Genomic DNA, 23,953 nt, shown 5'->3' on the forward strand with positions numbered 1-23,953 from the left:
TTCGTTTAACGGTTTTGAACCGCTAACCGATAACTCACACGTTTTGTGGTTTGTTCTCTGGTGCTTGTTCGCTTTCGTCGTTCATCATGTTATCAACGATGACCGCACATGCCGCGTCACCGGTAATGTTCAGCGCAGTACGAATCATATCGAAGATACGGTCTAGGGCGAACAGCAGTGGCAGGCCTTCAATCGGAATACCGGCTGACAGCAGTACCGCAACAACCAAGAACGATGGGCCCGGTACGCCGGCCTGGCCAACAGCACCCAGTGTCGAGGTGATAATAATGGCGATGTATGCCCCCATGCCCAGGTCGATGTTGAACATCTGGGCAAAGAAGATAGCCACCAGACCGTAGTAAATTGCATTACCACTCATATTGATGGTTGCGCCCAGCGGCAGCACGAAAGAAGCGGTGGAGTTTTTCACACCCAGTTCTTCTTCACAGGCTTCCATGGTCACTGGCAGGGTCGCCATCGAAGAAGCGGTAGACAGGGCAACGGCCTGAGGTTTCTTCATTACTGACAGGAACTTCATTGGCGAGGTTTTGCTGAATAGCTTGATCATGGCCGGATAGAAGAGGAAGCCATAAATCAGAATCGCGCCCACATACACCACGAACAGCTTAAACACGACCATCAGCGCCCCAAAGCCGAAGGTACCGACCGCATCGGCCATCAGACCGAATACGCCCAGTGGTGCAACTTTCATGACAACGTTGATCATCCATACCATCGCATCCACAATGGCATTGACCCCGTTGATAAGTGGCTCACGGCGCTCTTTTTCCAGTTTCGATACCGCAATACCGAAGAACAGGCAGAACACCAGAATCTGCAGAATGTTGGCTTCATTCAGGGACTGGAAAACGTTGGTTGGGATCATCCCCAAAAGGGTCGCCCAGAACGAAGGCAGGTCGCCTTTATCGGCATAGGCATTAGAGAACATGCCTTCCACACCGCTGAGGTCAACACCAATCCCCGGTTTGAAGACTTCCCCCATGAACAGTGCCAGGGCAACGGCTACCGCAGAGGTCAGGCCGAAGAAGCCAAGTGTTGTCAGACCGACTTTACCGGCAGACTGACTGCCGCCAAGACCGGCAGCACCGGAGATGATCGCGACTGCGACCAGAGGAATGACCAGCATTTTGATCAGATGGATAAAGATGCTGCCCAGTGGTGCAAACATGCTGGCGGACTGGCCCATCATTGCACCGACTAGTGTACCCACACACATGGCAATAACGACCTGGACGCCGATATTGCCTAACAGTCCTTTTTCTTTTAACACCTTTAGATACCTCAGTTGTGTTTGCTGCTAGCTTAATTTTATAGGGTCACGTTACTGTTTGGAATTTTGTTTTGAAATTGTTTTAAATGTTAACCCAATATTTTGCGGATGTGTTTTTACACCGAAACATAATATTTATCAATAATAAATTTAAATGTTTTATTCCTGGGTTATCATTTCTAACACTTGGTAGCGAAGCGTGACCTTTGTCTTAACAAGTTGGCTACTGTAAGGGCAGATAAGGGGAAGTTCTTTGATCTTTGTTCAGTTTTTGTTGGGTGTCACGAAATTGCCTTTTCCGCTGTCTGGCTGGCGCTTTGCTGCTTTCGTGGTGGGTTGCTCTCATTCCTTCTAATTGACTATGTGAAAACGTCTTATACATAGCCGTATAACCCTGAAATGGCGGCAACTTGTCGATTTACAACCCGGCTAAATAAAGAAGCCGCCCAGCAGGGGCGGCTTCAACAAGTAGCTATAACAAGTAGCTATACGGTCTTCGATAAAGTGCGGCGGTATGCGATAAAGTGCGCTGGTCACTCCGAGGCCATGCAAAGCATGATGCGAGACTGACCCTATTACGACTACATACTCTTGCTGCACATTATTTGCTTCACATTATTGCTACATATGGCGACTAGACGCGGGTCGCCGCTTTCATGTCACTGACAAAGCGATGCAGTTCCGACAGCATGGCATCATTGTCCGCCAGGTTTCGCTCAATGATCTTCACCACGGCAGAGCCGGAAATGGCGCCAGCAGCACCGGCCTGAATGGCGTCTTTTACCTGGGCTGGTTCAGAAATTCCGAAACCCAGCAGCGCCGGCGGGGCGTCATGTGCTTTCAGGCTGGCCAGCAGGTTATCAATGGGCATACCGGCTTTGGTTTCAGCACCGGTCACCCCGGCTCGGGACAGCAGGTAGGTATAACCGCCACCATATTCAGCCACAGTTTTCAGCGTATCTTCATTAGCATTTGGCGGGGCAATGAAAATCGGGTGAATGCCGTACTTTTCAGCGGCAGCACGAAACTCGGCAGATTCTTTCACCGGCACATCAGCGACCAGAACCGAATCGACCCCGGCATCTGCGCAGCGCTGATAGAAGTGCTCAATTCCGTTGGCAAATACCAAGTTGGCGTACATTAACAGGCCAACCGGAATGTCCGGGTGGCGCTCACGAATGGTTTTCAGCAGCTCAAAACAGACGGTCGGGGTGGTACCGGATTCCAGCGCCCGAATGGTTGAGCCCTGAATCGTCGGGCCATCGGCCAGCGGATCTGAAAACGGGATACCCAGCTCCAGTGCGTCAGCACCGGCTGCAATCAGGGTCTCGATGATGTTCAGCGACTGCTCCGGGTTTGGATCGCCAATCGTTACGAAAGGAACAAATGCGCCTTCCTGTTTAGCCGCCAGACGGGCAAATTGGGTTTGATAACGATCCATTACAGCACTCCCTTCTCTTCCAGAATGTGGTGAACAGTGAAAATATCCTTATCGCCGCGGCCTGACAGGTTAACGACCAGCAGCTGTTCTTTTTCCGGGTTTTCTTTTATCAGTTTCAGTGCGTATGCCAGGGCATGCGCAGATTCCAGCGCCGGAATGATCCCTTCATTGCGCGCCAGGGACTGGAAGGCATCCAGCGCCTCGTCATCGGTAATTGCCACGTATTCGGCACGGCCAATGGCGTTGAGGTGAGCGTGCTGAGGGCCGACGGACGGGAAGTCGAGACCGGCCGAGACAGAGTAAGACTCTTCAACCTGACCGTGCTCGTCTTGCATCAACGGGGCTTTCATACCAAAGAAGATACCGAGTTTACCGTGCTTAAGCGGCGCACCGTGCATGTTGGTATCCAGTCCTTTCCCGGCAGGTTCAACGCCGATCAGGCCCACGTTTTCTTCTTCAATGAAGTCGGCAAACATCCCGATCGCGTTTGAACCACCACCGACACAGGCGATGACGGCATCCGGCAGACGGCCTTCACGCGCCAGAATCTGGGCTTTGGTTTCTTCACTGATAATCCGCTGGAACTCACGCACAATGGTCGGGAACGGATGCGGCCCGGCAGCGGTCCCCAGCAGGTAATGCGCCGTATCGTAGCTGGCAGACCAGTCACGCATCGCTTCGTTGCAGGCATCTTTCAGGGTGGCAGAGCCCGAATGAACCGGAATCACTTCTGCACCCATCAGTTTCATCCGAAATACGTTAGGACTCTGGCGTTCAACGTCTTTGGCACCCATGTAAACGCGGCATTTCAGGCCGAGCAGGGCACAGGCCAGGGCCGTTGCCACACCGTGTTGTCCGGCACCGGTTTCGGCGATAATTTCGGTTTTGCCCATGCGTTTGGCGAGCAGTGCCTGACCCAGCACCTGATTGGTTTTGTGCGCGCCGCCGTGCAGCAGGTCTTCACGCTTGAGGTACAGTTTAGTGTTTGTGCCCTTGGTCAGGTTACGGCACAGGGTCAGGGCCGTCGGGCGACCTGCGTACTCGGTCAGCAGGTGCATAAATTCTTGTTGGAAGGCCGGATCCAGCTGGGCTTCAACAAAAGCGGCTTCCAGCTGGTCCAAAGCCGGGACGAGGATTTGCGGTACGTACTGCCCGCCAAATTCGCCAAAGTAGGCGCTGATTTTGCTCATAATCGTACTTATCCTTAATACTTTCTAATCGCTGTAAATGCAGCCTGTAACTTGTTCGCATCTTTCTTGCCGGGCTGGCTCTCAACACCGGAGTTCAAATCCAGCCCCTTGCAGCCGATATGGGCCGCTTCACACACGTTCTCAGGGGTCAGCCCGCCAGCCAGCATGGTGATTTTTTTCTGCTCATCCGGGATCAGTTGCCAGTTAAAGGCAACGCCGGTGCCGCCGGACTGGTTGCCCACTTTGCTGTCGAGCAGATGGCGGTCAACTTGCCACTGGGAGAAATCCGGTACGGAATCGGTTACACCATGAGCTTTCCAGATCTCACAGCCTGCGGGGAGCTGAGCTTTCAGCCCCTGCACATACTCCGGGCTTTCTTCACCGTGTAATTGAACCGCAAAGAGTGCCAGGGCTTTTGCCGCTTTCGTGACTGCATCCGGATCAGCATTGCGGAAAACACCGACGTATTTCAGCGGAGCACCACTCATGATCATGCGGGCCTGTTCAATGTCGACCTGACGCGGAGAGCCTGACACAAAAATCAGACCGCCATAGATGGCGCCGCTTTTGTACGCTGCGGCTGCATCATCGGCATGGGTCAGGCCACAGACCTTATTCTCACCGAGGGTCACGCGGCGTATCGCCAGTTCCAGATCATCTTCTGCCATCAGCGAGCTGCCAATCAGAAAGCCATTGGCATAGGCGGCAAGATCGCGTACCTGCTGGTGGTTGTAGATACCGGACTCAGAAATCACAATGGTGCCCTCGGGCAGGCGAGGTGCCAGCTCTTTGGTCCGGTTGAGATCAATGCTCAGGTCACGCAGGTTACGGTTATTGATACCGACAACCTTGGCCTTCAGGGTAATGGCACGCTCCAGTTCTTCCTCGTTACTGACCTCAGTCAGGATGCCGAGGTTCAGTGACTCTGCCACTTGGGCCAGTTGCTGGTACTGGTCGTCATCGAGCACCGATAGCATCAACAGGATCGCATCGGCTCCATAATGACGCGCCAGATAAACCTGATACGGGTCGATCATAAAATCTTTGCACAAGACCGGCTGGGAGACCTGACGACGTACCTGCGGCAGAAAGTCAAAGTTCCCCTGAAAGTATTTCTCATCAGTCAGTACGGAAATGGCACTGGCGTGGTTGTTGTACACTCGTGCGATATAGTCGAGGTCAAAATCCTCGCGAATCAGTCCTTTTGACGGTGACGCTTTTTTGCATTCCAGAATAAATGCCGCCTGATCGCCGGACAGCGCCTGATAGAAATCCCGGTCGCTGGGTGTCAGCGCATCCTGAAAGGATTCCAGCGGTTGCTGTTGTTTTCTGGCTTCAACCCAAAGGTGTTTGTCGGCGACAATTTTTGCTAGCACGGTTTCCATGATTATCCTCGTTCCGCCAGTTGACCCACAAGCTGGTAGGCCTGACCGGACTGCATCACGGCCAGCGCTTGTCGGGCATTGTCCTTTAACTCTTCCTGACCAAATAAACGCAGTAACAGCGCGACGTTAGCTGCAACGGCAGCCATCTGGGCGTCGGTGCCTTTACCGGTCAGGATATCAGTGATAATGGCACGGTTTTCTTCCGGCTCGCCACCCTTAATTGCATCCAGCGGGTAAGTTTCCAGGCCAAAATCCGCCGGGGTCAGAGTGTATTCACGAATGTCCCCGTTAATGATTTCCGCCACGGTGGTTTCTCCGTGAATTGCCACTTCGTCCAGTCCGCTGCCGTGTACGACTGCCGCCCGTTTAAAGCCCATGGCAGCCATGGTCTCGGCAATCGGGCGAACCAGCGCTTTGTCATACACGCCCATCAGTTCGATATTCGGGCGGGCCGGATTAATCAACGGCCCCAGCAGGTTGAAGATGGTGCGCGTTTTCAGGGCCTGGCGAACCGGCATGGCATGGCGGACGCCGCCGTGGTATTGCGGTGCAAACAGGAAGCATACGCCCTGTTCGTCAAGCGCTGCCCGGGCACTGTCCGGTGACATGGCGAGGTTAATGCCGAATTTATCGAGCAGATCAGACGAGCCGGATTTGCTCGATACCCCGCGGTTGCCGTGCTTGGCGACTTTGACGCCACACGCTGCAGCAACAAACGCCGAGGTGGTCGAAATATTGATGGTGTTATGGCCGTCGCCGCCGGTCCCGACGATATCGGCAAAGTCATAGTCCGGGCGGGGGAAATCGCTGGCATTGGCCAGCAAAGCCTGTGCGGCGCCGGCGATTTCTGCCGGGGTCTCGCCCTTGATTTTCAATGCGGTGAGCACGGCTGACAGCAGTACCGGCTCGACCTCCCCTTTGATGATGGCATCGAACAGGGTATGGCTTTCTTCTTGGCTGAGGTTTTGCTGGTCATACAGTTTGTCAGCCAGAGTGTAAATGGTCGCATCCATAAAAGTATCCTTCAGTGCTTGGTATGCCAGCGCTTATCCGCGCGCAGTTTGCTCGGCGGTATGTTGTCCGCCTGGTGGTACAGCCATGACCCATTCCAGCGTGTTGGTCAGCAGCTGGGCTCCTTGGGTTGTCAGGATGGACTCCGGGTGGAACTGGTAGCCACAAACCCGATCGGCGTCGTTGGTCACGGCCATCACCAGGCTGTCAACATCCGCAACAACGGTCAGGCTGTCCGGAACATCATGGGCGACCAGCGAATGGTAACGTGCAATGGTCAGCGGGCTTGGCAGTGGACCAAACACTTCGTGTCCGTTATGGCGCATCATGGCGGCCTTACCGTGCACAATTTCACCGGCTCCTGCGACTTTACCGCCATAGGCTTCGATGATGGCCTGATGGCCTAAACAGATACCAATCATCGGCACTTTGCCCCGCACGCGCTGGATCAGTGCCGGCATACAGCCAGCATCAGCAGGGGCACCGGGGCCGGGAGACAGGACCAGCACCGGATTGGTCAAGGCTTCCAGTGCCTGTTCGACCTGTTCGGCACTCAGGCTGTTGCGATAGATGGTGACCGTGCAGCCGAGCGAACGGAATTGGTCGACTAGGTTGTAAGTAAAGGAGTCGAAGTTATCCAGTAATACAATGTGTGGGGATGTCATATCCGGCTCCTTATTCAGCAGTTTTGCGCGATGATGAGGCCATCAGAGGCGCGGTATGCGCCTGACGGATCGCATTGATCACCGCCTGCGCTTTACTCCGGGTTTCGTCGGCTTCGGCTTGCGGCTGTGAGTCGTACACAACCCCGGCGCCGGCCTGCACACTGGCCATGCCGTTTTCGACATACGCCGAGCGGATCACGATGCAGGTGTCCATGTCGCCTTCACCGGTCAGGTAGCCAACAGCCCCGCCATAGGTGCCGCGACGGCGTTGTTCCACTTCCCGAATCAGCTGCATGGCGCGGATTTTCGGTGCTCCGGTCAGTGTTCCCATGTTCATGCAGGCCTGATATGCATGGAGCGCATCCAGATCGCCGCGTAGCTGGCCGACCACCCGCGAAACCAGGTGCATGACGTGGCTGTAGCGATCGACTTTCAGCAGGTCCGCCACATAGCGGGTACCGGGCTCACTGATGCGTGCGACGTCATTGCGTGCCAGATCAACCAGCATCATGTGCTCAGCGTTTTCTTTCATGTCGCTGCGCAGTTCCAGCTCAATGCGGCCATCTAAGTCCAGATTGATGGAGCCGTTTGGATTTTTGCCGCGAGGTCGGGTTCCGGCAATCGGGTAAATCTCGACCTGATTACTGTCCGCGCAGTACTTCAGGGCACTTTCCGGCGAGGCACCAAACAAGGTGAAATCGGCGTCCTGCAGGAAGAACATGTATGGGCTCGGGTTGCCGATTTTCAGCTCTTTATAGGCATTGAGCGGTGACGGGCACGGCAGGATAAACTGACGTGACGGCACCACCTGGAACACATCACCGTTAACCACATGCTGCTTCAGGTCGACAACCTGCTGGCAGAAGGCTTCGTCACTGACACTGGCTTGCGGTTCGCAGGCTTCCAGAATGGCGGCAGCCGGCAGGGGCTTAGGCTCTAAGCAGGCTTCCTTAATGTGTTGCAGGCGGCGGCTCAGTTCAAAATAGCTGGCGGTGTAGGCATCGCCGCCAAACAGGCTCGCCTGCAGTTTGCCTTTGCGACGCTGGTGGTCAATTACCAGCAGCGTTTCGGCGATGTAGAACAGGTAATCCGGACAGCGGTTATCCTGATTGACCGGCGGCAGCGGTTCAAAACTGTCCACCACGTCGTAGGCAAATAGCCCGCCGAGGAACAGGGCTTCACGAGGCTGCCCGGTACAGTCAAATGCATGCTGGATCAGACGCAACGCGTCAAACGATGAGGTCTGGCGCAGACGGCTGTCTTCATCCAGCGCACGGCCTGCCTGCGGGAAATCCAGGATCAGGCAACGTGCTTCACGGTTGGCCTCTATGTCGGTTGGCAGTTTGCTTTCCAGCGTCTGCAGGACGTTCAGCCCGTTATCAGTCAGGGCCTCAAGGCGAACCTGATGGCCACGGCAGACAATTCGTACCGCGGCATCAATCAGCATCAGGCTTTTTAGATCCTGTTTAGAGTCAATCTCGGCGGATTCCAGCAGCAGATTATGCGGCCGGTTGCCACACACGGAGTAATACAGCTCCGTTGGGTTTGATACGTAAGGGACATCCAGGCTGAGCACATCTAGCTCGCCCATGCCTAATGGGGTCGTATTCACAGCGTTCTCCCTGCCGCTTCTACAAACGGTTTCAGCTCTTGCATTAATTGTTCGAACATTGGACCGGTCAGTGCCTGGTGACCGTCAGACAAGGCTTCACACGGGTTGAGGTGTGTTTCGACGATGATACCGTCCGCGCCGACAGCAGCGGCTGCGCGGGACAGCGGAATCACCAGTTCACGCACGCCGGTTCCGTGGCTTGGATCCACAACCACCGGCAGGTGGGTGCGTTGTTTAAGAACGGCGACTGCGTTCAGGTCCAATGTATTGCGTGTTGCTGTCTCATAGGTGCGGATACCACGTTCACACAGGATAATGTTCGGGTTCCCTGCGTCATAAATGTATTCCGCCGCGAGCAGCAGTTCTTCGATAGTGGCGGAAAGTCCACGCTTGAGCAATACCGGTTTTTTACTCTCACCAACAGCTTTCAGCAGCGCATAGTTCTGCATATTGCGTGCGCCAATTTGTAAGCAGTCAATGTATTCGCACATGGCATCCATCTGACTCACTTCCATAACTTCTGAGACGGTTGGCAGCCCCAGTTGTTGGTTGGCTTGTTTCAGTAATTTTAATCCATCCAGCCCCATACCCTGAAAATCATACGGGCTGGTGCGGGGTTTATATGCGCCACCACGCAATGCAACCGCACCATGCTTTTTCACCACTTCGGCAACGGACATCAGCTGGCTTTCGGACTCGACGGAGCATGGCCCGGCAATCACCGCAAATTTTTCGCCGCCAATAGCTGCGCCGCCAAAGCGCACCACAGTGTCGTGCGCCTGTACTTCACGGCTGACCATTTTGTATTTGGTCAGAATCGGCTTGACGGTTTCCACGCAAGGGTAGGCGTCCAGGTGCAGTTGCTGGAGCACGCGTTCGTCACCCAGCGCGCCCAGCACGATGCGCTCTACACCCGGCATGTACAACGGTTTCAAACCGGCTTCTTCGATGCGGGTCAGAATGGTCTTCGCTTGTTCTTCAGTTGCATTGGGTTTGAGTACGATAATCATGTTTCAGTCCCTATTCAGTGCCTGGCACTGCTAAAAATTAAGAAGTTAATCGTTTGCCATCTGGGTGCAGAGTGAAAAAAACCCGCACTCAGGCGGGTTTGTGTTGTCTGGCTCAAGGCACAGCGAATCACACCACCCGCGTTGGGAAGTGCCACCACCAAGAGAAGAAAGCGCAGAGTTGATGATGAATTTGCTGTACCATGTTAATAATCCTTAACGCGATGCATTTGGTTGCGTTTAACTGCGTACTAGTAAACTAGTTCAGAGAAGTAATGTCAAGGCCTTAATTTTATGTTGTTTGATTTACACAGCCACACCACGGCGTCAGACGGACGTTTATCCCCGCAAGCGTTGATGCTCCGGGCCGTAGAAAAACGGGTGGATGTGCTGGCCATTACAGACCATGACACGGTAGCCGGTCTGGAAGCGGCTGAGCAGGCGATTTTGGAGGGTGATCTGCCAATATCTCTGATCAAAGGCATTGAAATATCGACAGTTTGGCAAAATTTTGATATTCACATTGTCGGACTGAATATCGACCCGCAGCACCCGGCAATCACCACTCTGATTGCGGCCCAGGCTGAACGTCGTGAAGCCCGTGCGGTGCTGATTGGTGAGCGTCTGGCGAAGAACCGGATTTACGGGGCACTGGACGGGGCAAAAGCGCTGGCGAATGGGGCCACCCTGACCCGGGCACATTTTGCCCAATGGCTGGTCGAGCAAGGGCACGCCAAGACCATGCAGGGTGTGTTCAAAAAGTTTCTGACCCGCAATAAACCGGGTTACGTACCGCCTAACTGGTGCTCGATTGCCGAGGCTGTGGCGGCGATTCAAGCTGCCGGCGGCCAGGCTGTATTGGCCCATCCGGGACGGTACAAACTCAATGGCAAGTGGTTAAAGCGGCTGCTGACAACCTTTGTGGAAGCCGGCGGTGATGCGATGGAAGTGGCCTTGCCGCAGCAATCCCCTCAGGAACGTCGCATGCTGGCCGATTATGCCATTGAATTTCAATTATTGGCTTCGCAAGGCTCTGATTTTCATTATGTCTCTCCCTGGACCGATCTCGGGCGCAACCTGTGGCAGCCCAAAGGGGTGACAGAAGTCTGGCAGGACTGGAGCGTTGAGAAGAAGCGCATTGAACAGGAAGTGTCGGAAGAGCGGACACTTTCAACGGAGGAAGAATGAGTCAGTTTTTTTATGTTCACCCGGAAAACCCGCAAACCCGCCTGATCAATCAGGCCGTGGCGATTATTCGCAATGGCGGGGTAATTGTTTATCCGACTGATTCCGGCTATGCCCTGGGTTGCCAGCTGGAAAACAAATCGGCACTGGAGCGTATCTGTCAAATCCGTCGCCTTGATGATAAGCACAACTTTACGCTGTTGTGCCGTGATCTGTCTGAGCTGTCGTTGTATGCCCGTGTTGACAACGGGGCGTTCCGCCTGCTGCGTAACAACACGCCGGGGGCATATACCTTTATCTTTAAGGGAACGAAGGAAGTACCGCGCCGGCTGATGAACCCGAAACGAAAAACCATCGGTATTCGGGTGCCGAACAATATTATTGCACTTGCGCTGCTGGAAGCCTTGGGCGAGCCAATGATGTCAACATCGCTGATCTTGCCGGGAAGTGACGTGACTGAGTCCGATCCTGATGATATTCGCGATAAGCTGGAACATGCGGTGGATCTGATCATCAATGGAGGTTTCCTGGGTGAGCAACCCACGACAGTGATTGATTTCAGCAACGATGAAATGGAAATCGTGCGTGTGGGTGCCGGTGACCCGACGCCATTTGAGTAACCCGGCGTCAGCTGAACAGATAATAGCCAACAGCTTAGCGCCCGCAGGAGTCAGTCGGCCGCTTGGGGCATATTTGCATAGGGTGGGAAAAATGATGATTTCCTGCGCTCTGTACCGTGTTTTCGGTGGTAACTGAGCTAAGCTTTTGGCATAATCCGCCGTCGCTTTAAGATGGCTTAAAGTGTGATGATTTTCGACGCCTGTGAAGGCGACAAAGGTTTGTCTAATGAGTGAAAAATTACAGAAGGTACTGGCGCGTTCTGGCCAGGGCTCTCGCCGTGAAGTCGAATTATTGATCCAGAATGGGCGTGTCAGTGTGGACGGCAAGGTTGCACAGTTGGGTGACCGACTGGAAGACCTGAGTTCTGTTGTTCGTATTGACGGTCACAAGATTCAGTTGGTTTCTTCTTCTGATGAAGTATGTCGTGTACTGGCTTATAACAAACCAGAAGGTGAGTTATGTACTCGCCATGATCCGGAAGGTCGTCGTACGGTATTCGACCGTCTGCCACGCCTGACGGACGGGCGCTGGGTGTCAGTTGGACGCCTGGATGCCAACACAGCAGGTCTGTTGCTGTTCACCACTGACGGTGAACTGGCAAACCGCCTGATGCACCCAAGCCGCAGCATTGAACGTGAGTACATGGTGCGCGTCTTCGGTGAAGTGAGCGAAGAAATGGTGCGTAACCTAGTTCGCGGCGTTGAGCTGGAAGATGGTATGGCACGTTTTGAAGACGTGGTTTACGCCGGTGGTGAGGGTATGAACCACACTTTCTACGTGGTGATCACCGAAGGCCGTAACCGTGAGGTTCGTCGTCTGTGGGATTCACAGGGTGTGACCGTAAGCCGCCTGAAGCGTGTTCGCTACGGTGATATCTTCCTGACCAAAGATCTGCCTCGCGGCGGATGGATGGAGCTTGAGCTGAAGGAAGTGAACTACCTGCGTGAGAAAGTGGAACTGCCGCCGGAAACCGAGACACATCTGACTGTTGAAGGTCAGAAGCGTAAGCGTGGTGTGCGTCAGATCCGTCGTGCCGTGCGTCGTCACGAAGAACGTCTGAATGACGAAACTCGTGGTGGTCGTCGCCGTCAGGATCAGCGTCGTTCCTCTTCCCGCACTAACAAAGTGGAAAGTAGCGAAAGCAACAATGGTCCACGTCGCAAGCCGTCAGGGAATGCAGCTAACCGCCGCAATCCGCTGAAGAACAAACCGGCTAAGCCGCGTACACGTAAATAAGTACCAGATATGAAAAAAAGCAGCCGGTTGGCTGCTTTTTTTATGCCTGTCATTCAGAGCAGACGACGGTGGGCTTCGTCTTAGCTGGCAGCACCGGGCTTGCGTTTAGGCTGGGCATCAATGCACTGGCCGTTGACGTCTTTGCTTTCCGGTCCCATCAGGTAAAGGTACAGCGGAATGATATCAGCCGGAGTTTTCAGCAGATTCGGATCTTCTGCCGGGAACGCTTTGGCACGCATGCCGGTGCGGGTACCGCCCGGATTGATGGCGTTGACGCGCACGTTGGTGTTTGCCAGTTCATCTGCCAGCACCTGCATCATACCTTCTGTGGCGAATTTTGAGATGGCGTATGCCCCCCAGAATGCGCGCCCCTGATGGCCCACAGTGGAAGATGTGAAAACGATACGGCCGTCTTGCGACTTCTTCACCAGCGGCAGTACCGCCTGAGTCAGCAGGAACTGCGCCTTCACATTCACCTGCATGACTTCGTCGTAGGTATCTTCGCCCAGTTGGTCAAACGGGCTCAATACGCCCAGCAGACCGGCATTGTGCAGCACGCCGTCCAGGCGACCGAACTGCCCTTCGATAGTTTCCACCATGTCGATGTAGTGCTGTTTAGTCGCACCCATCATATCCAGCGGGATAATCGCAGGCTGAGGGTAGCCGAGCGACTCAATTTCATCGTAAACCGCTTCCAGCTTGGCGACGGTTCGGCCCAGCAGAATCACGGTGGCACCGTGCGCTGCGTAGCTGATTGCGGCCTGACGCCCGATACCGTCACCCGCGCCTGTTACAAGAATCACTCTATCTTTCAGAGAGTTGTCGGCGATTTGATACTCCACGCTTTACATCCTTATTGTTTTTTCGTTTTCCTATTGTATTGCGATAGCCGAACCAATGACAACTTGGTTACAATGGGGTGACGTCAAAAAATGAGGACTCAACATTGGATTTTTTGTTTGATTACGGGCTTTTCCTGGCCAAGATTGCCACGGTGGTGATCGCAATTGTCGGTATTTTAGTGATTGCGAAAGGACTGAAAGGCCAGCACGGCGCAAAGGGCGAGCTGGAAGTAACCGATTTAACCGAGCAATACAACGATACCGTTCATCAACTCGAATCCCACTTGTTCGATAAGCCTCTGCTGAAAGCACGCGATAAAGCAGAGAAAAAGGCTGACAAAGAGAAAAATAAAGCGCGTCAGAATGAGATTAAAAAGGCTGCGAAATCCGGCGAGCTGTCTCAAACCCGTGAACCTCGCCTGTTTGTGCTGGATTTTCACGGTAGCCTGGATGCCCGAGAGGTCACCTCGCTGCGTGAAGAAGTAACGGCCATTCTGGCGGTGGCAGTTGAAGGGGATGAAGTCCTGCTGCGTCTTGAGACCGGCGGTGGTATGGTACATGGATATGGTCTGGCGTCATCTCAGCTGGATCGCCTGAAATCTGCCGGCATTAAACTGACCATCGCGGTGGATAAAATTGCAGCCAGTGGCGGCTACATGATGGCGTGTGTCGCTGACCGTATCATTTCGGCGCCGTTCGCGGTGGTCGGCTCGATCGGGGTCATTGCCCAGCTGCCGAACTTTAACAAGTTGCTGAAGAAAAACGACATCGAGTTCGAGCAGATTACAGCCGGTGAATTTAAGCGAACGTTGACAATGTTCGGTGAAAATACAGATAAAGCGCGTGAAAAGTTCCAAAGTGAGATTGAAGAAACACACGAGCTGTTCAAAGCCTTTATTGCCGATCACCGTCCGGAACTGGATCTGGAAAAAGTGGCGACGGGGGAACACTGGTTTGGTAAGCAGGCTTTTGAGCTGGGTTTGGTAGATGAAATCGGTACCAGCGATGACTTTATCAGTCATGCCTGCAAAGAGCGTGAAGTGCTGCAGGTGCGTTATGTGCAGCGTAAAAAGCTGGCAGAAAAACTGGCTGGTGCCACCGGTGACGCTGCTGACAATCTGCTGCTGAAGTGGATCAGCCGCGGTCAGCGTCCGATTGTTTAAGGGATGGCTATGAACCAGAAATGGGCTCTGTTCTCTTTTAAAGGGCGCATGCGTCGGCGTGATTACTGGTTGTACAGTATCCCGGTACTGCTCATGATCATGCCAGTGTTTTTCTATACGTCTCCGGAGAACTTCAGCCAGAATCCGCTGCTCGAAACGTTATCATTGGTGATAATGGGCTTCGTGACCTGGGCTTCCACCGCATTGAATGTCAAACGTCTGCACGATCGCAATAAAAGCGCGTGGTGGATCATTCTGACCTTCCTGCCGGTCATTGGCCCTATTTTTGTGATTATCGAGCTGGGTATTCTGGATGGCACTGCTGGGCCAAACCAGTACGGTCCGGATCCAAAGGGGCGGGGTGCACCGCCATCTTCGGGTACACCATCTTCAGGGCAGCCGTCTGACAAGGCGGAGAAAGATTCAGTGACCATCGAGATGTAACGGCTGGTCCAGTATGCTATAGCACTGAAAAGACGATAACAGCAGCCCCGTTCGCGGGGCTGCTGTTTTTGGTCTGTATGGATTATTCCAGGGTGAATTCCGGCGACAGCTGGTGGGCCAGATATTTGAACATGTTGAATACAGCCGTCGTTTTTTCCGTTGGCAGTCCATTGCTGTCCAAGAAATATTCCCCTTTAAACACCAGCACTCCGTCGCGCTCCTCAACGGAGGTGGCTCGCATACCTTCCTGGTAAGCATCATGGTCCTGAATCAGTTGGTTGGCGATCATCAGAAGGTCGGTAGATGAAATTGACTTTTTTTGACTCATGGGAATGTCTCTGTGGGTAAATTGAGCAATTTGTTGTCCCGGCAGGCCGGTACAGACGCGTTCAGTGTATTGAAACCGACACAGGATTACAAATCCTTGTTTATATGATGGTTATTGCAAAAGTGATGAAAGAGTAGGTCGCTAAGTGATTGAAATGCTCAAATTCTGTGAGCCACGACAAAGATCCGCTGTTTTTTATAGTCAAATTGTTGATGAGGTGGTAATGATTAGCGCCCGTTAAGGTATTGCACTGACATGAACTATATAAAAGAGGGAAAACGGTGATTTTTCGTTCTCGTGAAGAGGAAAAATTCGGTTTCCGGCTTGTGTAACGGGCTATTAACAAGTGGGGAAGGGACAACCAAACAAACCCGATTTGTTAAAAACCAGTTGACCTTCTTGGATTGTAGCCCAATATGTAAATACCAATTACATTACGTAACTACTTATCTATACAGTGTCCTCCACCCAGTTCGGGTCTCACTATGTGAATAGTTACTTAATCAGTTTGGCGTATCAACGTTGCCGTGCTATTCAGGTTTTTAAGCGTGCAACTATTTGTTTTATTTTGAATTTTGTAAGCACGAGGACGTAATAGAATTATTATGGGTAAATCTCTCGTTATTGTGGAGTCCCCAGCCAAGGCGAAGACGATCAATAAGTACTTGGGCAAGGACTTCATTGTTAAGTCAAGCGTAGGTCACGTACGTGATTTGCCGACCGGTGCGCGGAGTACGGGCAAAAAAGCAGCAGCCACTACAACCAAAGGGCTGAGTGCGGAAGACAAAGCCCGTATTAAAAAAGAAAAAGAACAGAAAGCACTGATCAACAAAATGGGTGTTGACCCATACCACGATTGGGATGCGCAGTACGAAATCCTGCCGGGCAAGGAAAAAGTCGTTACTGAACTGCAAAAGCTGGCGGCTGATGCTGACTGCGTTTATCTCGCGACCGATTTGGACCGCGAAGGAGAAGCTATTGCGTGGCACCTTCGTGAGATCATCGGCGGCGATGATGAACGTTATAAACGAGTGGTTTTCAACGAGATCACCAAAAATGCGATTCAGCAGGCGTTTGAACAGCCTGGTGAACTGAACATGGATGGGGTGAATGCTCAGCAGGCACGTCGTTTCCTCGATCGCGTCGTGGGTTTCATGGTCTCGCCTCTGCTGTGGAAAAAAGTGGCCCGTGGTTTGTCTGCCGGACGGGTTCAGTCGGTAGCGGTTAAGCTGATTGTTGAACGCGAACGTGAAATCAAGGCGTTCGTTCCTGAAGAGTTCTGGGATATTCACGCGAACACGCTGACTGCCGGTCAGGATGCGCTGCGTTTGATGGTCGCTCAGCAAGCGGGTAAAAACTTCCGTCCGGAAAACGAAGCTGACACCATGGCGGCGAAATCGCTGCTGGAAAAAGCGGCGTATACCGTGGTAGATCGTGAAGATCGCCCGACAACCAGCAAACCCTCTGCGCCATACATCACTTCGACGCTACAGCAGGCGGCCAGTACGCGCCTGGGCTACGGGGTGAAGCGCACCATGGGTCTGGCTCAGCGTCTGTATGAGGCGGGCTACATTACTTATATGCGTACGGACTCGACGAACCTGTCGAAAGAAGCGGTTGAGACGGTACGCGAATACATCACCAGTGAATACGGTGAGCAGTACCTGCCGGGTAAACCGAATGTGTACGGCAGTAAGCAAAATGCACAGGAAGCGCACGAAGCGATCCGTCCGTCCGATGTGGCTGTTAAAGCCGAGAATCTGGAAGGGATGGATGCGGATGCGGTGAAGCTGTACGATCTGATCTGGCGCCAGTTTGTCGCCTGTCAGATGGTTCCGGCTAAATACGATTCCAGCACCATTACGGTGGAAGCAGGTGACTTTACTCTGAAAGCCAAGGGCCGCACCCTGCGCTTTGCGGGCTGGACGCATGTTCAGCGCCCGATGGGTAAAAATGAAGACACTACGCTGCCGATGGTTAGTGTCGGAGATACCCTGAAGCTAGAGTCGCTGGAACCGAAACAACACTTCACGAAGCCGCCGGCTCGCTTTACTGAAGCGGCACTGGTTAAAGAGCTTGAGAAGCGCGGTATTGGTCGTCCGTCGACGTACGCGTCTATTATCTCGACCATTCAGGATCGTGGCTATGTGCGTGTTGACCAACGTCGATTCTATGCTGAAAAAATGGGTGAGATCGTTTCGGATCGTCTGAGCGAAAGCTTCGCGGATCTGATGGATTACGACTTCACGGCTCGCATGGAAGGCAACCTGGATAAGATCGCTGAAGGTGAAGCGAACTGGAAGAAGGTGCTGGACAACTTCTTCAATGATTTCTCTGCTGAACTGGAAAAAGCCGAGCAGGAAGAAGATGAAGGCGGCATGAAGCCGAACAAGATTGTTCTGACTGATATTGAGTGTCCGACCTGTGGCCGCCCAATGGGTATCCGTACCGCTTCAACCGGGGTGTTCCTGGGCTGTTCCGGTTATGCTTTGCCACCGAAGGAGCGTTGTAAAACAACGATCAACCTGGGTGACGAAGAAGGGATCGTGAACGTTCTGGAAGAAGACGTTGAAACTGCCGCGCTGCGTGCGAAGAAACGTTGTCCGAAATGTAGCACCGCGATGGATGCCTACCTGATTGATCAGGGCCGTAAACTGCATGTTTGTGGTAATAACCCAAGCTGTGATGGTTACCTGGTTGAGAAAGGCGAGTTCAAACTCAAGGGTTACGAAGGCCCGGTGATTGAGTGTGACAAGTGTGGCTCGGACATGGAGTTGAAAAACGGTCGCTTCGGTAAATACATGGGTTGTACCAATGAGTCATGTAAGAACACCCGTAAGATTCTGAAGAACGGCGAAGTGGCACCACCGAAGGAAGATCCGGTTCACCTGCCAGAGCTGCCATGCTCGCAGGATCCTGACGCGTACTTTGTACTGCGTGACGGGGCATCCGGTTTGTTCCTGGCAGCCAGCACGTTCCCGAAATCGCGTGAAACCCGTGCGCCGTTGGTGGAAGAGCTGGTGCGCTTCCAGGATCGTCTGTCATCGAAGTTCCATTACCTGACAGAAGCGCCTACGCATGATCCGGATGGTCGTCCGACAGTGGTGCGTTTCAGCCGTAAAACCAAAGAGAACTATGTTCGCTCTGAGGATGACGGCAAGCCGACGGGCTGGACGGCACTGTACATTGACGGAAAATGGGAAGTGACCGACAAGCGTAAAAAGACCAAGGAAAGTTGAGTCTGAAAACGAAAAAAACCGCCGATAAAGGCGGTTTTTTTGTCTCTGAAGCAGTGCCAATTAAAACGGTGTCAATGAATCCTGTGTCAAAAATCTAAAGTGAATAGGGCTGTGCACACTTTTGTGAAACGGCTCAGGCGGTAATGTCACTGGTTACCGGTACACCGCTGTGGAAACGAAAGTCGGGGTCGCCGCCGATAATCAGCTCTGCTTCTTTTGCGCCAATTGCCCGGATGCGATCTGTGATATCGCAACCGGCGATCTGCTCGGCCAGTGTCAGGTAGTCCTGATAATGGCGTGCCTCAGAGCGCAGCAATGAAATGTAGAACTTCTTGAGTTCGTCATCGAGGTACGGTGCCAGTTTGGCAAAGCGCTCGCAGGAGCGGGCTTCAATGTAGGCACCGACAATCAGCTTATCCACCAGAGTGGCAGGCTCATGGGTGCGTACCGCTTTCATCAGGCCACGGGCATAACGACCGGCACGCAGGTTGGAGTAGGGGATGCCGCGAGCAGCCATGATATCCAGCACTTGTTCAAAGTGGTGAAATTCTTCTTTGATCAGACGGACCATCTTGTCGATAAGCTCTGCACCGAAAGGAAAGTCCGCTTTTGGCTTCAATTCTGCGCTCAGGCCATTTTTCTTGCCGTGGAAGGCGGCGGTGTCGCGATGGATACCATACACAAATTCTTCGTACGGCTTGGCCCATTCCAACAGCGCCTTGCCGCTTTCAGCATCCACCGCGTACTTGCGGATCAGGAACATGGCTGTCTGACTGGCTTTCAACTCGCAATTACAGTGATCGACCAGCAATGCGGTCTGGTTCTCTGGTTTACGGGCTTCGTCAATCCAGGCTTGAGGCGTTTCACAATGCAGGAACTGTTTAATTGGCGTCAGTAGCTCGTCAATCATCCGCTCGGTGGTATTCATGGGCTTGCTTGTCTGAAATTGGTGAAATTAATTCGGCGCAGTATAGCAAAAAAAGTGGTGTTGGCGCAGCTTAGCCACTCCATGAAAAAGGCCACCTTGCGGTGGCCTCTGGCGAGTCTTGCTGAGGGTCGATGACCTTACCATTTACGTTTCGGCTGAAACAGAACATCCAGCTCATCCTGATCTTTTTCGATCCGTTGTTGGCGTTGTTGCTCCTGATTGCGGTTCTGGTTGCTGTCGATATCCGCCAGCATTTGCTGGAGCTTTTCACGAGCCTGATTCGCATAGTTGTCGTTTTTCGTTGCCAGTACGTCCAGACCTTTCTTCAGCAACTGTTTGGCGGTACCCAACTGGCGTTTGGCCGTGGCATCGTTAGCACGCTTAATCACATTTTCGATGTTAATACGCAGCTGGATCCCTTCAAGCCGTGCATTTTCCGCCACAAATGACTGGGTCGGCATGCGCCCCTTGCTGTGCTCACTCTTAATGACCGTTTTCAGTCGTTTAACCAGCTGTAACATGCCAATCGCCTGTTTGTCTGTACTCGGGACTTTAAACGTGGCCACATCTGACGCCGAATAGTTGTCCTGTAACTGGCGGATTTGCTCGGCCACATTATCAATGCGTTGCGGCAGTGATTTATCGGATGGATCGGTATCCAGCATACTCTGCAGGGAATACAGAATCCGTTTATTCAGGCATACCAATAGCTCTTTGCTGTAAGGCAAGTGATGGGCATTGCCGATCAAATCTTCGGTTGCATCAATAATTGCGATGTATTTGGCAAGTTCCTGCTGTTTGCTGCTTTGCAGTTTCTGGCGATACTGGATAATGATGTTGTATCCAATGATTAACACCAGTAATAAGCCCACTAAGCCTATAATCAGTGGCATGCTCATAAATTAGATAGACCGTCCATGCTGACACTAAGCCTCATAAGATACACTATCTCGTAAAGGGGTCATAGCGTTGTGGCTATTTTTGCTAAGTAAAACCGGGCTTAACGGGGATGGAGGCGGACAAATGTTGTCTGGCAGGCTGGAATGGGTTTCACATCTGCAGAAAACTTGACTATTCGCTGGTGAAAAATCATCTAACACTAGGAAAAGAAGCTAATAAGTTATATAACATTAAGTCATAGATGGGTGCATTAATATAATGGACTATGAATAGGCGGTACCATGAAATTACAGCAGTTAAGATACATTGTTGAGGTGGTTAATCATAACCTTAATGTCTCCTCAACCGCTGAGAGCCTGTACACCTCTCAGCCGGGAATCAGTAAACAGGTTCGCTTGCTTGAAGACGAGCTGGGTATCCAGATTTTTGAGCGCAGCGGCAAACACCTGACCAAAGTGACGCCGGCGGGGGAAGAAATCGTCAAAATTTCCCGCGATATTCTGTCCAGAGTTGAAAGCATCAAAGCCGTTGCCGGTGAGCATACCCACCCAGAAATGGGCACCCTGAACATAGCCACGACGCATACACAGGCGCGATACGCGCTGCCTGCGGTTATTCAGGGCTTTACTGCGCGTTACCCGAAAGTCACCCTGCACATGCATCAGGGGACGCCGAGCCAGCTGGCGGATGCGGTCTCGAAAGGGACTACTGACTTTGCGATTGCCACCGAAGCGCTGCACCTGTATCAGGACATGATCATGCTGCCGTGCTACCACTGGAACCGCTCGATTGTGGTGCGTGCGGATCACCCGCTGGCACAGAAGAAAGAGATTACCATTCACGACCTGGCGGCGTATTCGCTGGTTACTTATGTGTTTGGGTTTACCGGTCGCTCAGAACTGGACAGTGCCTTTAATCGTGCCGGCCTGACACCAAGAATTGTGTTTACCGCGACAGATGCCGATGTGATTAAAACCTACGTTCGGCTAGGCATCGGGGTTGGGGTGATTGCCAGCATGGCGATGGATCCGGCGACGGACAGCGACCTGGTGGCGATTGACGCGAGCCATATTTTTGAAGCCAGCACGACGAAGATCGGCTTTAAGAAAGGGACCTTCCTGCGATCTTACATGTATGACTTCATGGAGCGCTTTGCCCCGCATCTGACCCGTAATGTGGTCGATCAGGCGGTTGCACTGAAAACCAACGCCGAAATTGAAGCGCTGTTTGCCAATATGGAGCTTCCGGTCCGCTAATCGCATGATTTGCAGGGTGGCAGAGGCTGCCCTGCGATCCCCTCTCAGTTCGTTTTTCCTCAGGGCTTCTAACTCCTTTATATCTTGTTTTTCTTTCTTGTTGAGACAGGCTCTCTTTCTGCTCAACCTCCCAGGATTAGTATATAATTGCGAGGTTTTACCTGACCCTGGCAAGAGATACTGATGTACATCCCGTTATTCCAACAGCTTGATAGCCTTCTGACTGCGACCCGCGATTACTGGCAGTTTCTGCCATTCGCCACACCGCCGGGGCAGTGGCAGCACTCATATCCGGAGATGTACCAGTGGCTCGCTCAGTTGAAGGACGACGATCTTCAGCTGTACAGGGACGATCCTGAGCAACTTGCCCGGGCACTGTTACCGTGGATCCCTGAAGCGAAAGCGCTGTTGGCGTTAAGTGAGCTGAAATCCCTGCCGCAGGTCTCCCGTCCGTTACCCCGGGGAATGGACGCCGGTGTACCAGGAAGGAAATGGCAGCAGCTGGAAGCTTTTAATGGCGCAATGCCGGCGTTAGGGCTGCCCTGGTTGGAATGGTGCGCCGGAAAAGGCTTTCTGGGGCGGGTGCTGGCAGCGAGCCATTTTATGCCGGTGACGAGTTTAGAATGGCAAGCTGGATTATGCGAGGCTGGTCAGGCTGCGGCACATAAGCTGAAGTTGCCGATGACGTTTGTACAGGGCGATGCGTTTTCCGCGGACAGTGAGCAGTACATTGTGCCGGAGCAGCATGCGGTGGCTTTGCATGCCTGCGGCGATCTCCATGTGTCATTGCTGTCACGGGTGGCCCGGAAAAAGGGGCAGGCCGTCAGTGTGTCTCCCTGTTGTTATCACCTGATTCGTGGTCATGCCTATGAGCCGATGTCGGCCGTGGCGCGCAACAGCCAGTTATCGCTGTCAAAGCAGGATTTAAAACTGCCCTTGCAGGAAACGGTCACCGCAGGCAACCGGGTGAGAAACCTGCGTTTTCTTGAGGTGAGTTACCGCCTCGGGTTTGACAGCCTGCAAAGGAATATCCTCGGTCAGGACAGCTATCTGCCAGTGCCGAACGTGCAGAAAGCATTACTGAATGAAGGCTTTGAAGCCTTCTGCCGCTGGGCTGCCGGGCAAAAGCAATTGCCATTGCCGGGCAACATTGATTTTGCGGTCTGGCAGAATGAGGGAGAGCAGCGCTATCACTGGGTGGAACGCCTGGAGTTGGTGCAGCAAGTGTTTCGTCGTCCGCTCGAGTTGTGGCTGGTATACGATCGGGCGTGCTTTATGGAAGAAGCGGGTTATCGGGTAAGCGTCGGTACTTTCTGCGACAAGCCGATCACTCCACGTAATATTCTTATTCATGCGGAGAGAACACCTTAAATGGACACAAGTACACTGATTTACTGCGCCTTGGCTTTAGCGGCGGGCTGTTTTGTCCAAAGCACGGTGGGTTTTGGTATGGCTATTGTCGCAGCCCCCATTGTGTACTTTTTTGAACCTCGATTTGTGCCTGGTACGGTGACCTTTGTGGGGCTGGTTCTGGCCCTGATAAACATGTGGCAGTACCGGGCCATGATTTCTCTGAAAGGGCTGGGGGCGGCATTTGTCGGGCGGGTGCCTGGTACGCTGGTCGCCGGCGCGTTGTTGCTGTATATCTCCGCTGAAGCATTGGCTCTGGTGTTGGGCGCAGGGGTACTGATTGCCGTATTGATCAGTGTACTGAAAGTGAGAATTAGGCCGACCTCGACATCCTTATTCTGGGCTGGTTTTGCTTCCGGTCTGATGGGTACCACCACATCAATCGGTGGTCCGCCGATGGCGCTGGTACTGCAACATGCCGAAGCCGGTAGTCTGCGAGCCAATCTGGCCGGGTATTTTGTGTTCAGTTGTATTCTGTCACTGATCACGTTGTCGGCGACGGGACATTTTAGCTGGTGGCACCTGAAGTATGCGCTGATGATTTTACCTGCGCCGATTCTGGCGACCTGGTTTGCGTATCGGATTCAGCATTTAATCAAAGCTGAGTGGTTGCGGTTTGCCCTGCTTGGTTTGTGCTCATTTTCGGGAGTGATTGCTATCTGGCAGGGACTGTCACCACAAATGGCGTAAATAATGACGGGGAAGCATCAATGCTGCAGCATGCGTTGGTGTTACCGAGCCAAATACAAAAGGCCAGTGCAATGCACTGGCCTTTTTAGTCGGTTTTGGCTGGGCTGAA

Annotated in this window: 21 protein-coding genes and 1 other annotated feature; of the genes, 9 read left to right on the forward strand and 12 right to left on the reverse strand. The window is 52.9% G+C overall.

The features are described 5' to 3' along the window. Positions 1-34: 34 nt before the first annotated feature. The 8 genes from C9I92_RS11800 to C9I92_RS11835 all read right to left on the reverse strand — a co-directional run bounded on the left by C9I92_RS11800 (position 35) and on the right by C9I92_RS11835 (position 9,605). Positions 35-1,306: a dicarboxylate/amino acid:cation symporter gene (locus C9I92_RS11800; RefSeq protein WP_084712422.1), complete on the reverse strand. Its 1,272-nt coding sequence runs from the start codon at positions 1,304-1,306 to the stop codon at positions 35-37. 619 nt (positions 1,307-1,925) lie between these two features. Then, on the reverse strand, positions 1,926-2,732 hold the full coding sequence (gene trpA / locus C9I92_RS11805; protein WP_047883314.1) for a tryptophan synthase subunit alpha: 807 nt from the start codon (positions 2,730-2,732) through the stop codon (positions 1,926-1,928). Then, complete coding sequence (gene trpB, locus C9I92_RS11810) at positions 2,732-3,922, reverse strand: tryptophan synthase subunit beta (RefSeq protein ID WP_047883315.1); 1,191 nt, start codon at positions 3,920-3,922, stop codon at positions 2,732-2,734. The genes trpA and trpB overlap by 1 nt, the downstream gene beginning before the upstream one ends. Positions 3,923-3,936: 14 nt before the next feature. Beyond that, positions 3,937-5,307, reverse strand: a complete 1,371-nt coding sequence (gene trpCF, locus C9I92_RS11815; protein ID WP_047883316.1) for a bifunctional indole-3-glycerol-phosphate synthase TrpC/phosphoribosylanthranilate isomerase TrpF — start codon at positions 5,305-5,307, stop codon at positions 3,937-3,939. Between the two features lie 2 nt (positions 5,308-5,309). After that, positions 5,310-6,320, reverse strand: a complete 1,011-nt coding sequence (gene trpD, locus C9I92_RS11820; protein ID WP_047883317.1) for an anthranilate phosphoribosyltransferase — start codon at positions 6,318-6,320, stop codon at positions 5,310-5,312. A 33-nt stretch (positions 6,321-6,353) separates the two neighbouring features. Further along, complete coding sequence (locus C9I92_RS11825) at positions 6,354-6,983, reverse strand: aminodeoxychorismate/anthranilate synthase component II (protein ID WP_047883318.1); 630 nt, start codon at positions 6,981-6,983, stop codon at positions 6,354-6,356. A gap of 10 nt (positions 6,984-6,993) precedes the next feature. Continuing rightward, the gene (locus C9I92_RS11830) at positions 6,994-8,574 is read right to left on the reverse strand and encodes an anthranilate synthase component 1 (protein ID WP_047883319.1); all 1,581 of its coding nucleotides are present in this window, start codon (positions 8,572-8,574) and stop codon (positions 6,994-6,996) included. A 17-nt stretch (positions 8,575-8,591) separates the two neighbouring features. Beyond that, positions 8,592-9,605: a bifunctional 3-deoxy-7-phosphoheptulonate synthase/chorismate mutase gene (locus C9I92_RS11835; RefSeq protein WP_047883320.1), complete on the reverse strand. Its 1,014-nt coding sequence runs from the start codon at positions 9,603-9,605 to the stop codon at positions 8,592-8,594. A gap of 72 nt (positions 9,606-9,677) precedes the next feature. Beyond that, positions 9,678-9,771, reverse strand: a sequence feature (Trp leader region). 125 nt (positions 9,772-9,896) lie between these two features. On the opposite strand from C9I92_RS11835, the gene rnm reads away from it, so the two are divergent. From rnm to rluB, 3 genes are all read left to right on the forward strand, one after another. Beyond that, entirely contained in the window at positions 9,897-10,790 is an 894-nt protein-coding gene (gene rnm, locus C9I92_RS11840; RefSeq protein WP_047883321.1) for an RNase RNM, read from the forward strand. Further along, the gene (locus C9I92_RS11845) at positions 10,787-11,407 is read left to right on the forward strand and encodes an L-threonylcarbamoyladenylate synthase (protein WP_047883322.1); all 621 of its coding nucleotides are present in this window, start codon (positions 10,787-10,789) and stop codon (positions 11,405-11,407) included. The genes rnm and C9I92_RS11845 overlap by 4 nt, the downstream gene beginning before the upstream one ends. A 226-nt stretch (positions 11,408-11,633) precedes the next feature. Beyond that, entirely contained in the window at positions 11,634-12,644 is a 1,011-nt protein-coding gene (gene rluB, locus C9I92_RS11850) for a 23S rRNA pseudouridine(2605) synthase RluB (protein WP_047883323.1), read from the forward strand. An 80-nt stretch (positions 12,645-12,724) separates the two neighbouring features. Here rluB and C9I92_RS11855 read toward each other — a convergent pair whose 3' ends face one another. Then, the gene (locus C9I92_RS11855; RefSeq protein ID WP_047883324.1) at positions 12,725-13,486 is read right to left on the reverse strand and encodes a YciK family oxidoreductase; all 762 of its coding nucleotides are present in this window, start codon (positions 13,484-13,486) and stop codon (positions 12,725-12,727) included. A 104-nt stretch (positions 13,487-13,590) separates the two neighbouring features. On the opposite strand from C9I92_RS11855, the gene sohB reads away from it, so the two are divergent. After that, positions 13,591-14,649 carry a protease SohB gene (sohB, locus tag C9I92_RS11860; protein ID WP_047883325.1) on the forward strand — a complete coding sequence of 353 codons (1,059 nt, stop codon included), beginning with the start codon at positions 13,591-13,593 and terminating at the stop codon, positions 14,647-14,649. 9 nt (positions 14,650-14,658) lie between these two features. Next, positions 14,659-15,093, forward strand: a complete 435-nt coding sequence (locus C9I92_RS11865; RefSeq protein WP_047883326.1) for a DUF805 domain-containing protein — start codon at positions 14,659-14,661, stop codon at positions 15,091-15,093. A gap of 82 nt (positions 15,094-15,175) precedes the next feature. Here the strand turns inward: C9I92_RS11865 and C9I92_RS11870 are convergent, their stop codons facing one another. Beyond that, positions 15,176-15,421, reverse strand: coding sequence for a YciN family protein (locus C9I92_RS11870; protein ID WP_047883327.1), 246 nt, complete (start codon positions 15,419-15,421; stop codon positions 15,176-15,178). Between the two features lie 605 nt (positions 15,422-16,026). On the opposite strand from C9I92_RS11870, the gene topA reads away from it, so the two are divergent. Then, positions 16,027-18,660, forward strand: coding sequence for a type I DNA topoisomerase (gene topA, locus C9I92_RS11875; RefSeq protein ID WP_047883328.1), 2,634 nt, complete (start codon positions 16,027-16,029; stop codon positions 18,658-18,660). 133 nt (positions 18,661-18,793) lie between these two features. On the opposite strand, the gene miaE is transcribed toward topA, so the two are convergent. Both miaE and C9I92_RS11885 read right to left on the reverse strand, forming a co-directional pair. Next, positions 18,794-19,588 carry a tRNA isopentenyl-2-thiomethyl-A-37 hydroxylase MiaE gene (miaE, locus tag C9I92_RS11880; protein WP_047883329.1) on the reverse strand — a complete coding sequence of 265 codons (795 nt, stop codon included), beginning with the start codon at positions 19,586-19,588 and terminating at the stop codon, positions 18,794-18,796. 137 nt (positions 19,589-19,725) lie between these two features. Beyond that, positions 19,726-20,487 (reverse strand): hypothetical protein, encoded by a 762-nt coding sequence (locus C9I92_RS11885; protein WP_047883330.1) that lies wholly within the window; start codon positions 20,485-20,487, stop codon positions 19,726-19,728. A gap of 282 nt (positions 20,488-20,769) precedes the next feature. Between C9I92_RS11885 and cysB the strand changes: the two genes are divergently transcribed. The 3 genes from cysB (at position 20,770) to C9I92_RS11900 (ending at position 23,844) form a co-directional block, all read left to right on the forward strand. Beyond that, positions 20,770-21,744, forward strand: a complete 975-nt coding sequence (cysB, locus tag C9I92_RS11890; protein ID WP_047883331.1) for an HTH-type transcriptional regulator CysB — start codon at positions 20,770-20,772, stop codon at positions 21,742-21,744. Positions 21,745-21,927: 183 nt separating this feature from the next. Beyond that, a complete protein-coding gene (locus C9I92_RS11895) occupies positions 21,928-23,115 on the forward strand; it encodes a methyltransferase (protein WP_047883332.1) in 1,188 nt (395 codons plus the stop codon). Further along, entirely contained in the window at positions 23,116-23,844 is a 729-nt protein-coding gene (locus C9I92_RS11900) for a sulfite exporter TauE/SafE family protein (protein WP_047883333.1), read from the forward strand. It begins immediately after the preceding gene. Positions 23,845-23,953: the final 109 nt, after the last annotated feature.

This window comes from Photobacterium ganghwense, from assembly GCF_003025595.1.
Lineage (GTDB): Bacteria > Pseudomonadota > Gammaproteobacteria > Enterobacterales > Vibrionaceae > Photobacterium > Photobacterium ganghwense.

Excerpts from the sequence above, each read along its gene's own strand:
- trpA (WP_047883314.1), bottom strand. The coding sequence starts at position 2,732 with ATGGATCGTTATCAAACCCAATTTGCCCGTCTGGCGGCTAAACAGGAA.
- trpB (WP_047883315.1), bottom strand. The coding sequence starts at position 3,922 with ATGAGCAAAATCAGCGCCTACTTTGGCGAATTTGGCGGGCAGTACGTA.
- trpCF (WP_047883316.1), bottom strand. The coding sequence starts at position 5,307 with ATGGAAACCGTGCTAGCAAAAATTGTCGCCGACAAACACCTTTGGGTT.
- trpD (WP_047883317.1), bottom strand. The coding sequence starts at position 6,320 with ATGGATGCGACCATTTACACTCTGGCTGACAAACTGTATGACCAGCAA.
- C9I92_RS11825 (WP_047883318.1), bottom strand. The coding sequence starts at position 6,983 with ATGACATCCCCACACATTGTATTACTGGATAACTTCGACTCCTTTACT.
- C9I92_RS11830 (WP_047883319.1), bottom strand. The coding sequence starts at position 8,574 with ATGGGCGAGCTAGATGTGCTCAGCCTGGATGTCCCTTACGTATCAAAC.
- C9I92_RS11835 (WP_047883320.1), bottom strand. The coding sequence starts at position 9,605 with ATGATTATCGTACTCAAACCCAATGCAACTGAAGAACAAGCGAAGACC.
- rnm (WP_047883321.1), top strand. The coding sequence starts at position 9,897 with ATGTTGTTTGATTTACACAGCCACACCACGGCGTCAGACGGACGTTTA.
- C9I92_RS11845 (WP_047883322.1), top strand. The coding sequence starts at position 10,787 with ATGAGTCAGTTTTTTTATGTTCACCCGGAAAACCCGCAAACCCGCCTG.
- rluB (WP_047883323.1), top strand. The coding sequence starts at position 11,634 with ATGAGTGAAAAATTACAGAAGGTACTGGCGCGTTCTGGCCAGGGCTCT.
- C9I92_RS11865 (WP_047883326.1), top strand. The coding sequence starts at position 14,659 with ATGAACCAGAAATGGGCTCTGTTCTCTTTTAAAGGGCGCATGCGTCGG.
- C9I92_RS11870 (WP_047883327.1), bottom strand. The coding sequence starts at position 15,421 with ATGAGTCAAAAAAAGTCAATTTCATCTACCGACCTTCTGATGATCGCC.
- topA (WP_047883328.1), top strand. The coding sequence starts at position 16,027 with ATGGGTAAATCTCTCGTTATTGTGGAGTCCCCAGCCAAGGCGAAGACG.
- miaE (WP_047883329.1), bottom strand. The coding sequence starts at position 19,588 with ATGAATACCACCGAGCGGATGATTGACGAGCTACTGACGCCAATTAAA.
- C9I92_RS11885 (WP_047883330.1), bottom strand. The coding sequence starts at position 20,487 with ATGAGCATGCCACTGATTATAGGCTTAGTGGGCTTATTACTGGTGTTA.
- cysB (WP_047883331.1), top strand. The coding sequence starts at position 20,770 with ATGAAATTACAGCAGTTAAGATACATTGTTGAGGTGGTTAATCATAAC.
- C9I92_RS11895 (WP_047883332.1), top strand. The coding sequence starts at position 21,928 with ATGTACATCCCGTTATTCCAACAGCTTGATAGCCTTCTGACTGCGACC.
- C9I92_RS11900 (WP_047883333.1), top strand. The coding sequence starts at position 23,116 with ATGGACACAAGTACACTGATTTACTGCGCCTTGGCTTTAGCGGCGGGC.